Raw genomic sequence first — 11,774 nt, forward strand, 5'->3', positions numbered from 1 at the left:
GACGACGCCTCTGAGGGCATCCACGGAGGAAGTGTGCGCGTCCGATGGCGCGGTCTAGGCCCGCCGCGGGTCCGCACTAGGGCGACTTGATTTCGCTTCCGCGGCGCCATGTTGCGGGCCCGCAATCCGATCCGGAGGCGGCGCCGGCCGAAGCGCTGCAACAAACCCGTACCGATGCGCCTCAATGCGGCCAACGGATCCCGTCACCTCGGAAAGGTGAGGATCCCGCCCATGCGACGAACAGCCTGGCTCCTGGCGACTGCGCTGCTGGCGGCCGGTTGCGCCAGCGCGCCGCCGGACGGCGGCCGTCCCGGATCGCGGCATGGACCGCCGCATGGCGGGCCGCCAGGCGGCCGCGCCCGGCTGTTCGTCAGCCCGGCCGGCGAGCCGTTCCGCCGCGGCCCCGGCCTGCCGCCGCCGGCGCAGCAGTGGCGCGAGCGGGCGGACCGCAACCACGACGGCGTCCTGGACCGGGCGGAACTGGTCGCCGACGCCCAGGCCTTCTTCAAGGTCCTCGACGTGGACGGGGACGGGCTGATCGCCGGCCCCGAGATCACCCGCTACGAGACCGAGGTGGTCCCGGAGATCCTCGGACGCCGCGACGAGCCTGAGGCCGCGGCGGAGGCCGACTCCGACAGCGGCCCGCGCGGCCGGGCCAGCGGCGGCGGCCGGCGGGGCGGCGGCGGTGGACGCGGCGGCGGACGGGGCGGCGGCGGACCGGGCGGCGGTTCACAGAGCGGGTCCAGCGGCGGCTTGGAGGCCTACAACCAGCTTCTGCAGGGCGCGGCCCCCTTCAGCCTGCTCAACGACCCGGAGCCGGTGCTGTCGGCGGATTACGACCTGACCCACAAGATCACCCTGGCGGAGTTCGCGCGGAAAGCGTCAGATGTCTTCGACCGCCTCGACCGCAACGCTGACGGCAAGCTCGACGCCGCCGAGCTCACCCCGCCCGAGCGGGCGCACGACCGCCGCCGGCGATAAGACCCTGAGACGCCCGGGCCACGCCCGGGCCGCAATCCTCCGCGACAGTGGGGGTTGAAGGAGCACCCGGATGCGCATCGCCCTGGCCGCCGCCGCCCTCGCCGGCCTGATGGCCGCCCAGACGGCCGCCGCGGAGGCCCCGGCGGCGTCGGAAGCCGTAAAGACCGCCAAAGCCGACGCGAACGCCGACACCGCCGCCCAGATCGACGCCTACCTGAAGGCCTCACCGGCCATCGATCTGCCGCAGGACAAGACCCCCGGCGTCGTCTCCGGCGTCGTCGCCCCCCGCAAGGTGCACGGCGAGGCCGGCGTCTCCATCGGCACCGGCGGCTACCGCAGCGCCTACGCCATCTCCGCCTTCCCGGTCGGCAAGACCGGCACGCTGACGGTGGCGGTGCAGGACACCCGCTTCGGCAAGAGCCGCGGCTGGGGCTATGGCGGCCCGGGTTACGGCGGTCCGGGCTACGGTGGTCTGGGATACGGCGGCGGTTTCCGCGGCGGCGACCGCCAATCCCTCTCCGCGGCCTTCAGCTTCGGCGGGACCGCCGACGCGGCCTGCGGCCGTCGCGAGCCTGGCGACGGCGCCTATAGCGACCCGGACCTCGATCGCGCCCGCTACGCCTGCCGTCCGGGGGATGGCGGCCCGTCGCTATGACGCGGCTGAGTCCCTAATTCCGCCCGTCCCGCGGGCGGCGGGAGGGCGGCCAGGGAAAGCCGCTCGTGCGCACGCTAGAACATGTAATGCGCCGCCAGCCTCAGGTCGTAGATCTGCAGCCCGCCGCGCTTCTCCGCCCCCGCCTCCACCGCGATCCCGCCCACGCCGTTCTCCCCCTTCAGCGAGATGCGCGCCGCCGGGCCGCCGCCGACGCCGTCGTTCGGCGCCAAGGTGAAGGCCGAGCCGCCCGCGAACCGCGCCGTGGTGCTGGCCGGTCCGCCCGAAACCACGTCGTGGTAGCCCAGCTGCAGCTCGGGGCCCCAGGAGGCGCCGCCCTGGCCGAAGCTCGCCCCGAACGCCACGCCGGCGAAGCCCGACGCCCGGTCGCTGTCCCGGGCGTCGACGGTCAGGTCGATGGCCGGGCCGCCGCCGCTCTCGCTGTAGCCCTGCTCGTGCAGCAGGAGGTAGTCGGCGCTGAGCGTGGGGCGCACGTAGTAGCGGCCGAACGGGACCTCGTAGCTCACCTTCACCCGCGCCGAACCGCCGAACCCCGACCAGTTCGCCTGGGCCGTCCGGAACAGCAGCCGGTTCCCCGAGGCGTCGTAGACCGCCACCACACGGCGGCTGTCCATGTGGGCGTAGTCGCCCGCCGCCCGCGCGCTGAAGGCCAGGCCGCGCCAGGCGGCGCGCCAGTAGACGCCCCCCTCGACCAGGTTCAGGGTCATGTTCTCGTCGCCCTGGGCGTGGTTGTCTGAAAGCTGGTTGGTGTTCAGCCCCAGCGAGACGCCCACCACCCCCGCGCCGCCCAGGCCGCGCTCGTAGCCGCCGGCCAGGCCCACGCCCCACACCCGGTAGCCCGGGTCGCCGCCGGCGGCGTCGCCGTAGAGCCCGACGTCGGTCTCCTGCGCCCAGGCTCCGCCGGCCGGCGCGGACTGGCGCTCGTCGATCGCCCGGGCCAGCGCCTCGGACTGCGCGCCGAGGGTCTCGAAGATCGCCCCCGAATGGTTGGGCGCCATCTGGCTGAGCAGCGCGGTCAGGCCCGCCTGGTCCGTCTGGGCCAGCACGCCGTCGCGCACGCCGGCGTCGGCGTTGGCGGCCAGGATCGCCGGGCCGTAGATCGCCGCGGCGTTGGCGCCCAACTGCAGCTGGGCGGCGGTCTTGCGGCTGAGCGTGACCGAGATGGTCCCCGCCGCCTGATCGGTCGCCAGCGAGGCCGTGTAAAGGAACGGGATCGAGCCCAGCAGGCTGGTGTCCAGCGCGCCGGCGCTCAGCGACTGGGCGTGGATCAGGGTGTAGCTCGCCTCGCCGAGCAGGATCGAATTCAGGCGCACGCCGATCTTCGCCCCGGCCGCCAGGGTCGCCGCGCCCGCAACCTCCAGGCGCGTGGCCGAGCCGGAGACCGGGTCCGCCGTCAGGGTCAGGGCCCCGCCCGAGGCGACGCTGAGGCTGGTCAGGTTGACGGTCCCGACGTTGTCCATCTGCAGGGCGCCGGAGCCGATGGCCAGCGCCAGCGTGCCGCCGCTGGCGGTGAGGGCGCCCTTGACGCCGGCCCCGCCGTCGATGGTCAGGCTGTTCGCGCCGGCGCCGAGCGACAGGGCGCCGGTCAATGTCCCGCCCAGGATCTGCACGTCGTCCGCACCGGAGCCCAGGAGCACGTCGCCGCCGATGACGCCCACGGTTCCGAATTGCCGCAGCGTCGCGCCCGCGGCGTTGCCGGACAGGTCGATGGCGATCGCCCGCCCGGTGACGTTCTCGGTGGTGGGGTCGCTGGTCGCGGTCGCGGCCGGAGCGACCTTGGCGGTGATCTGGCCGGCGTTCTCGATGTCGGTAAGCGCGCCCGACCGGTCCTGGATGGCGATGGCGTCGCCGGCAGCCCCGACGACCGTGGCGCTGACGACCGTGCCGTTCTGCAGCAGAGGCACGTGGGCGCCGGCCTCGAGGCTGACCGCGCGCGCGGTGGCGGCCCCCATGGCGGTGACGCTGGCGGAGATCGTCCCCTCGTTGCGCAGCACCGGGGCCGACGCGCCCGACTTGAAGACGATCGCCGTCGTGTCGGCCTGGGCGGCCAGCCCGCTCACCGTGCCGGTCACCCGCACGCCGCCCGCCACGTCGACCGCCCCGCCGCCGGCGACGCCGAACTGCAGGCCGGTGCTGGCGACCCCGTCATAGACGCCGGTTCCGGTGACCAGGCCGCGGATCACCACGCCATAGGCGTCCACCCCGGCTCCCACCTCGCCCAGAGCGACGTTGCGGCCCGCGGCGCCCACGACGATGGCGGGCGCCGCGCCGTAGGAGATGATCGTGCCGACGGTCTCCGAGGCGTCGGCCCAGCCGTCGCCGTCCACGTCAGGGTTGTTGGCGTCGAGGGTCGGCGGCGTGTCCACCAGCAGCCCCCTGCCGAGGCTGGCCGCGACCGACACCGCCGGGCCGCCCTGCAGCAGGTCGTCGGGGTCGAGCTTGCTCACCGCCGTGGCCGTTCCGCGCGTGGTGTAGCGGTAGCCGGTGGCGGTGATCGTCCCCTGCAGGGCCAACTGGCCCGCCACGTCCTGGTCGACCGCCACCGCGGTCGCCCCCTGCCCCAGGGCGGAGACCCCTCCCAGGACCGAGACGTCGCCGCTGACCGTCCCGGCCACGTGGATACCGTAGGTCCGCGACCCGGTGACGCTCATCGTGCCCGCATGAATGATCGAGCCGAGCAGCCCTGTCTCCAGCGAGATCCCGGCCGAATCGTCGCCGCTGACGGTGATGACGCCGGCGGTCTGGTTGCTGATCGCGCCGGTGAAGGGCGCCGTCCCCACGATGCGCACGCCGTAGCGCCGTGCGCCGGTGACGAAGGGGCCGTCCAGGTCGCCGTCCCCGTCGGCGTCGGTGCTGGTGACGACCTCGTCGACCTCGATCGTGCCCGCGTTGCTCACCGAGCCGGTATGGCCGCCCTGCACGAGCACGCCGGCGCTGTCGTTGAGGCCCTGCACCTTCAGGACGCCCGAGTTCAGCACCGTATTGTCGCTGTCCAGGGTGACGATGGCGCCGGCGGTCGCCGGCTGCACGGCGCCGCTGCTGGTGACCTCCAGGTTGTCCGGCGACCCGTTGCTGGCCGTCGAGGTCGCCAGGGGCGTCGCGACCGAGGTGGAGATGGTGGTCGCAGCCTTGGCCGTCCCCGCGCACAGCAGGGCCGTGGCGCCCAGCAGGCCGGCCCGCAGCCCCCGCCCGGCCGCCGCCGCCGGAGGCCCGTCGAGGTTCTTACCCGGCAAGAAATTCCCAAACATCTCCACCCCCAAACTCAAGGATGGACGAATTCGCTCATAATATTGACCTGTAGATGTCAGATCATATCGGGGATATGAAGTTTATTGTCCTATAATACGGGAACATTTCACTGATGATCGGGAAATGAAATAGTCACTAACAAATGTAATATTCTACATTTCTTGCATGGGCGAATAACGTCGGTCGATCGGGCCGACACCCCAGCCGCCCGGACCGGGCGGCGCTTTCGTGAGACGTCAAATGCAAGTATCAGGTATTTCAAGTTCTTACGGTGACGGAGAGGCGCAGCGATTGCTGGCGGCCCTGATGTCGCAGCAGGTCTCCGCTAGGCAGGAATCGCCCGGCGACGGCCAGGCGCAGGGCGCTTCGGGCCCGCCGCCCAGTCCGCCTCCGGGACCCCCGCCCGGTGGCGAAAGCCGCGCCTCTTCGCAGTTCGCCGGCGACACCCTCTCGTCGCTGCTCGACGCCCAGGCCAAGCCGCCGTCGGCCTCCGACATGGCCGGGAAGCTGATCGGCGCCATCGACGCCAACGGCGACGGACAGGTCAGCCTCGCGGAGATCACCCAGGCGCTCTCAGGCGGCGGCGCGGATTCGACCTCGTCGTCCTCGTCCTCGTCCTCGTCGTCCTCGCTCAGCGACGCGTTCGGCAAGCTCGACACAAACGGCGACGGCGCGCTGAGCTCAAACGAGCTGGCCAGCGCCCTGCAGTCCTTCCGCGGAGCACACCACCATCACCACGGCGGCGGCGCGCGGCCGGCCCAGCAGACCGCCAGCGTCACCGCATGATCCGGCGGCCGGGGACGGCCGAAGCCGTCCCCGGTGTTCCGCACGACGCGCTCCCCGCGCGAGTCTTTGTGGCGCGATTGGGATCAGCCCGCCACAATGGCGGGCGAAAGCCCGCCCATGACCCCAGATGGCTCCCTCCCGCCCGTACGGCAGATCCTCGTCGTCGACGACGACACCTCGCTGCGCGAGCATGTGGCCAAGTACCTGTCCGACCACGGCTACCAGGTCCACGCCGCCGCCGACGGCAAGACGATGGAAGCTGTGCTGGCCGAGGCCCCGATCGACCTGATCATCCTGGACGTGATGATGCCGGGCGAGGACGGCCTCTCCATCTGCCGCCGCCTGGCCGAGGACGGCGGTCCCGCGATCATCATGGTCAGCGCCATGGGCGAGGAGATCGACCGGATCCTGGGCCTGGAGCTGGGCGCCGACGACTACCTGCCCAAGCCCTGCAGCCCGCGCGAGCTGCTGGCCCGGGTGCGCGCCGTGATGCGCCGGCGCGAGGAGGCCCGCAACGGCGGCCCGCGGCGCGGCAAGGCCTACCACTTCCTGGGCTTCGTGCTGGACACCCTGCGCCGGCAGCTCCGCAGCCCGAACGGGGCGACCATCCTGCTCACCGCCGGCGAATACTCCCTGCTCAGCGCCTTCCTCGAGCAGCCGCAGCGGATCCTGTCCCGCGACCAGCTCCTGGAGGCCGCCCGCGGCTCGGACACCGAGGTGTTCGACCGTGCGGTGGATGTCCAGATCAGCCGCCTGCGCCGCAAGCTGCACGCCTGCACCGACCAGGAGATCATCAAGACCTACCGCGGCGCAGGCTACCTGCTGGACGCCAAGGTCACGCGCCCTTGAGCGCGGGCCGCCGCCCCCGCGTCCCCATCGCCGTCCAGGTCCTCGCGCTGCTGGCGGTCAGCCTGCTGGCCGCCCAGGCTATTTCGCTGGCGGTGGTCCTGACCTCCCGCCCGCCGCGGCCGCCGGTCTACCGCCTGCGCGAGGTGGCGGAGATGCTCAGGGGCGGGCCGGCGCCCACGCCGTCCGAACGGCCGCTGATCCGCAGCGTCGAGGCCCGACCGCCGGAGCCCGACCCTGCCCGGACCTTCATGGAGAACCGGCTGCGCCAGGAGCTGGCCCAGGCCCTGGGGACGTCGCCGGACAAGGTGCGGGTCGTCGAGCATGCGCCGACCCTGATCGCCCAGGGACCGTTCGGCTACTTCGGCCGCCGCGCCCGCGGGCCGCCGTCCGAGGGCGAGCCGAGACGTATCGCCGGGGCCGGCAGGGGCGGGCCGATCCGCGTCTGGCGCGGCGGCTTCCTGGAGCCGGTGCTGGTCGGCGACTTCGCCGCCGCGGCCCAGCGCCCCGACGGCGCCTGGGCGGTGGTGCGGCCCCAGCCGGAGCCCTTCCCCACCGAGTGGCAAAGGCGGGTGCTGCTGGGGTTCCTGGGCTGTCTCGTGCTGGTGGTGCCCGCCGGCTACGCCTTCGCGCGGCGCATCACCGCGCCCATCGACCGCTTCGCCGAGGCGGCCGAGACCCTGGGGCGCGACCCGCACGCGCCGCTGATGACGCTCTCCGGCCCGGCCGAGATCGGCAAGGCGGCCCAGGCGTTCAACAACATGCAGGCGCGGCTGAAGCGCTACGTCGAGGATCGCACCGCGATGGTGGGGGCGATCTCGCACGACCTGCGCACGCCGCTGGCCCGCATCCGCTTCAAGCTGGAGGTCGAGCCGCCCGACCGTTCGGCCATCCTGGCCGACGTGACCCAGATGGAGCAGATGATCAGCTCGGTCCTGGCGTTCATCCGCGACGCCAGCGCACCCCGGCGGCGCGAGGTGCTCGACCTGCGCTCGGTGCTGGAGTGCGTGGTGGACGACACCGCCCTGATGGGCGGCGACGTGGAGGTGGACGAAGGCCCGCCCCTCACCGTCGAAGGCGACCCGATGGCCCTGCAGCGGCTGTTCGGCAACCTGGTGGACAACGCCCTGAAGTACGGCCGCTGCGCGCGCATCCGCCTGCGCGCCGAGGGCGGGGAGGCGGTGGTGCGGATAGAGGACCAGGGCCCGGGCCTGCCTCCGGGCGAGCTGGAGCGCGTGTTCGACCCGTTCTACCGCGCCGACGCCGCCCGCACCCTGGACCTGGGCGGCGTCGGGCTGGGCCTGTCCATCGCCCGCTCGACGGCGCGCGCGCACGGCGGCGACGTGAGCCTGGCGTCGCACGGCTGCGGCCTGACGGCGGTGATCCGCCTGCCCCTGGCCCGGACGCAACCTCGGCCGTGAACGAAGGCGGCGGTTCGGGGGTTATCGGTGGCTCCCCAGGAGCCCTCCCCCATGTTCACGCTTCAGCCCCTCCCCTACGCCTACGACGCGCTCGCCCCGGTGATCTCCGAGCAGACGCTGCACGTCCACCACGACAAGCACCACGCCACCTACGTCAAGACGCTGAACGAGCTGCTCGAGAAGGCGGGAAAGACCCCGGACAGCCTGGAGCAAGTGATCCGTGACGCCGCCAAGACCGGCGAGGCCAAGCTGTTCAACAACGCGGCCCAGGCCTGGAACCACAGCTTCTTCTGGGCGGCGATGAGCCCGGAGAAGCAGACGCCCACAGGCGAACTGCACGCCGCGATAGGCCAGGCCTTCGGCGACCTGGCCGGCCTGAGGAAGGCCTTCGTCGAGGAAGGCGCCGGCCATTTCGGCTCCGGCTGGGTGTGGCTGGCCGCGCAGGACGGCGGCGCCCTCGCGGTCCGCTCGACCCACGACGCCGACGACACCGTGCCCCGGCCCGGCCTCACGCCGCTGATCGTCTGCGACGTGTGGGAGCACGCCTATTACCTGGACCACCAGAACGACCGCAAAGGCTTCCTCGAGGCCTGGTTCGACGCCCTGCCCAACTGGAGCTTCGCCGCCGGGCAGCTGTGCGCGGCGAAGGGCCAGGGCGAGCCCTGGCGGCATCCGCCGGCCGCCTGAGGCAATGAGCCCTACCGGCGGGCGGCCCCGGCGTGTTAAACATTTCCAGCGACGCCCTCCCCGACGTACGCGGATCAATCGGAACACGCCTTTGAAGAGTCTCCTGCGGAACCCCTGGATGCGCCTGTCGCTGGACGCCATGAAGCTGGGCGTCGAATCCCAGAGCGTGGTGGCGCTGCGGCTGATGAAGTTCGCGGGCGGCGGCCCGGACGCGGCCGTGGAGGCGCAGCTGATGGTCACCGAGAAGATCCGCGCGGCGGTGAGCGCCCAGGCGCACCTGACCTCCAGCGCCCTGACCGGGCAGCCCGACGGGGCGCAGCAGGCGATGACGATGTTGCGCCGCCACGTCCGCGCCAACCGCCGCCGGCTGTCGCGGCCCGACTGAGGCGGGCGGGCCACACGCCCCGCCCGAAGCTCAGCCGTTCACCAATTTGTGTGGAAAGTTAACGGCCAACCGGATTGAGGGCGCGCCGTCGCCGCCCGCGCGGCCTGACGGCGGTTTTCCATGGGGTTTCGCCGCCCCACGCGCCCCGGCCCGATGCGTCCGGCGCGGTCGGGCGGGACCGCTCATGGCGAAGGTGCGTCCGGGAGTGGGCGATTCCGCCGTCTTGCCGCCGGATTCCGTTTCCAGGGTCCCGCCGGCCGCCGGTTGCAGCTCGGCACGAAGCTTGCGGCGGGGACGGCAGGCGGTGCGGAACTGGTCCGGAATGATCCGATCAAGGTCCCGCCGCAGGCCTCCGGGGCGCTGACCCGCAAGCCAGGGCGCGGTCGCCGCCCTGGATGGCGCGCAACGAGCCCGCCTGGATGGGAGACACGAATGTCAGATCCCTACTGGATGAGCGTGACCGCGCTTATTCCACGGCTACGCGGATATGCGATCGCCCTCACCCGCTCCAGCACCGAGGCCGACGACCTGGTGCAGGAAGCCCTGACCCGGGCCTGGCGCTACCGTTCAGGCTTCACCGCCGACACCAACCTGAAGGCCTGGCTCTACAAGATCCTGCGCAACTGCTTCCACACCGAGACCGCCAGCCGCCGCTCCACCATGCAGGACGTCGACGGGCGGCTCGCCGCGCAACTGTCCTGCAGTCCCGAGCAGGAGTGGTTCCTGCAGTACAGCGACATCCTCGCCGCCATGACGCGGCTGACGCCCTCCTGCCGCGAGGCCCTGCTGCTGGTGGTGGCCTCGGACCTCACCTACGACGAGGCCGCCCTGGTCGCCGGCTGCGCCGTGGGCACCATGAAGAGCCGCGTGAACCGCGCGCGGCGCAAGCTGGTCGAACTCCTGGGCGATTTCCCGCAAATCCCGGCGTCGGCGCGCTCGTCGGCCCAGCCGCACCGCTGAGATCGGGCCTTCTGCGGGCGCCGCCGCGCCATCCCCGGCCCAGCCGCGCCGCGAAAGTTGACGCATGCGTCAACTTAGGTCTAATCCCCATTCGGAAGCGGAGGCTGGCCATGGCCGGAGGCGATCTCACGGACGCGGGGGCCCGGGCGATGGCGACGCCGCTGGACCGGATCAACGTCGCCCAGCCCGCCCTCTTCCAGGCCGACGCGCACTGGGCCTACTTCGAGCGCCTGCGCCGCGACGCCCCGGTCCACTACTGCCCGGAGCACGAGTTCGGTCCCTACTGGTCGATCACCCGGTACGACGACATCATGGCGGTGGACACCAACCACCAGGTGTTCTCCTCGGAATCCTCCCTCGGCGGCATCACCATCGCCGGCTCGGCGGGCCTGGAAGAACCGCTGCGCATGTTCATCTCCATGGATCCGCCGAAGCACGACGTGCAGCGCAAGGCGGTGGCTCCCATCGTCTCGCCGACCAACCTGGCGGTGATGGCCCCGATCATCCGCGAGCGGGCGGCGGCCTGCCTCGACGGCCTGCCGATCGGCGAGGCCTTCGATTGGGTGGACCGGGTCTCGGTGGAACTGACCACCCAGATGCTGGCGACCCTGTTCGACTTCCCCTTCGAGGAGCGGCGCAAGCTGACGCGCTGGTCGGACGTCAGCACCGCGATCCCGGGCAACGGCCTGATCGACACCGTGGAGCAGAAGACCGCGGAGCTCGGCGCGTGCTTCGCCTATTTCACCACCCTCTGGAACCAGCGGGTCAACGCCCCGCCGACCGGCGACCTGGTTTCCATGCTGGCCCACGCCCCGGCGACGCGGAACATGGATCCCAGGGAATACCACGGCAACGTCATCCTGCTGATCGTCGGCGGCAACGACACCACCCGCAACACGATCTCCGGCTCCATCCTGGCCCTGAACCAGAACCCCGATCAATATCAGAAACTTATAGACAATCCCTCGCTCATTCCGAGCATGGTTTCCGAAACGATCCGCTGGCAAACGCCGCTTGCGCATATGCGACGCACGGCGACCGAGGACGTCGAGTTCCAGGGCAAGTCCATCAAGGCCGGCGACAAGGTGGTCATGTGGTACGTGTCCGGCAACCGCGACGACGAGGTCATCGACCGGCCCAACGACTACATCATCGACCGCGAGCGGCCGCGCACCCACATCTCGTTCGGCTTCGGCATCCACCGCTGCGTCGGGATCCGGCTGGCGGAATTGCAACTGAAGATCATCTGGGAAGAGATACTCAAGCGGTTCGACAATATCGAGGTGGTCGGTGAGCCCAAGCGGGTCTATTCGAGCTTCGTCAAGGGTTACGAGACCCTTCCCGTGCAAATAGCCGGTTAATAAGCCCGTCGCGCGCCGCAGGATCGATCGACGATGAACATCCAGACCACGATCACGACCGACAAGGCCGAACGGCAGCGCCTCGCGCGCGAGGAGGCTTACGCCACGCCATTGAAGGATTTTCATCCTGGCGCGCCACGGCTGTTCCAGAACGACACGCTGTGGCCGTGGTTCGAACGGCTGCGCAAGGAAGAGCCGGTGCATTATTGCACCAACTCTCCGATCGAACCATACTGGTCGGTGACGCGGTACAACGACATCATGCATGTCGATACCAGCCATCACCTTTTCTCATCCGACGTCAGCCTTGGCGGCATTTCGATCCGCGACGTGCCGCCGGGCTACGATTGGCCGAGCTTCATCGCCATGGACCAGCCGCGGCATGCGGCCCAGCGCAAGACCGTGTCGCCGATGTTCACGCCCGA

General features: G+C 71.3%; 10 protein-coding genes and 1 pseudogene. 10 read left to right on the forward strand and 1 reads right to left on the reverse strand.

All coding sequences use genetic code 11. The features are described from left to right. Positions 1-231: 231 nt before the first annotated feature. Positions 232-981: an EF-hand domain-containing protein gene (locus VGL30_RS00805; protein ID WP_331535777.1), complete on the forward strand. Its 750-nt coding sequence runs from the start codon at positions 232-234 to the stop codon at positions 979-981. Between the two features lie 70 nt (positions 982-1,051). Further along, on the forward strand, positions 1,052-1,636 hold the full coding sequence (locus VGL30_RS00810; RefSeq protein WP_331535779.1) for a hypothetical protein: 585 nt from the start codon (positions 1,052-1,054) through the stop codon (positions 1,634-1,636). Positions 1,637-1,710: 74 nt separating this feature from the next. Here the strand turns inward: VGL30_RS00810 and VGL30_RS00815 are convergent, their stop codons facing one another. Next, positions 1,711-4,887: an autotransporter outer membrane beta-barrel domain-containing protein gene (locus tag VGL30_RS00815; RefSeq protein WP_331535781.1), complete on the reverse strand. Its 3,177-nt coding sequence runs from the start codon at positions 4,885-4,887 to the stop codon at positions 1,711-1,713. Positions 4,888-5,194: 307 nt separating this feature from the next. Between VGL30_RS00815 and VGL30_RS00820 the strand changes: the two genes are divergently transcribed. From VGL30_RS00820 to VGL30_RS00855, 8 genes and pseudogenes are all read left to right on the forward strand, one after another. After that, positions 5,195-5,689, forward strand: a complete 495-nt coding sequence (locus tag VGL30_RS00820) for a hypothetical protein (RefSeq protein WP_331535783.1) — start codon at positions 5,195-5,197, stop codon at positions 5,687-5,689. A gap of 117 nt (positions 5,690-5,806) precedes the next feature. Then, complete coding sequence (locus tag VGL30_RS00825) at positions 5,807-6,538, forward strand: response regulator (RefSeq protein WP_331535785.1); 732 nt, start codon at positions 5,807-5,809, stop codon at positions 6,536-6,538. Next, positions 6,535-7,956 (forward strand): HAMP domain-containing sensor histidine kinase, encoded by a 1,422-nt coding sequence (locus tag VGL30_RS00830; RefSeq protein ID WP_331535787.1) that lies wholly within the window; start codon positions 6,535-6,537, stop codon positions 7,954-7,956. The genes VGL30_RS00825 and VGL30_RS00830 overlap by 4 nt, the downstream gene beginning before the upstream one ends. Positions 7,957-8,007: 51 nt before the next feature. Beyond that, a complete protein-coding gene (locus VGL30_RS00835; protein WP_331535789.1) occupies positions 8,008-8,643 on the forward strand; it encodes a superoxide dismutase in 636 nt (211 codons plus the stop codon). Positions 8,644-8,734: 91 nt separating this feature from the next. Continuing rightward, positions 8,735-9,028 (forward strand): hypothetical protein, encoded by a 294-nt coding sequence (locus tag VGL30_RS00840; RefSeq protein WP_331535791.1) that lies wholly within the window; start codon positions 8,735-8,737, stop codon positions 9,026-9,028. Between the two features lie 432 nt (positions 9,029-9,460). Continuing rightward, positions 9,461-9,988, forward strand: a complete 528-nt coding sequence (locus VGL30_RS00845) for a sigma-70 family RNA polymerase sigma factor (RefSeq protein ID WP_331535793.1) — start codon at positions 9,461-9,463, stop codon at positions 9,986-9,988. Positions 9,989-10,098: 110 nt separating this feature from the next. Further along, the gene (locus VGL30_RS00850; RefSeq protein ID WP_331535795.1) at positions 10,099-11,349 is read left to right on the forward strand and encodes a cytochrome P450; all 1,251 of its coding nucleotides are present in this window, start codon (positions 10,099-10,101) and stop codon (positions 11,347-11,349) included. 33 nt (positions 11,350-11,382) lie between these two features. Continuing rightward, a pseudogene (locus VGL30_RS00855) lies at positions 11,383-11,774 on the forward strand (hypothetical protein); the annotation flags it as partial.

The sequence above is a fragment of the Phenylobacterium sp. genome, assembly GCF_036502675.1.
GTDB lineage: Bacteria > Pseudomonadota > Alphaproteobacteria > Caulobacterales > Caulobacteraceae > Phenylobacterium.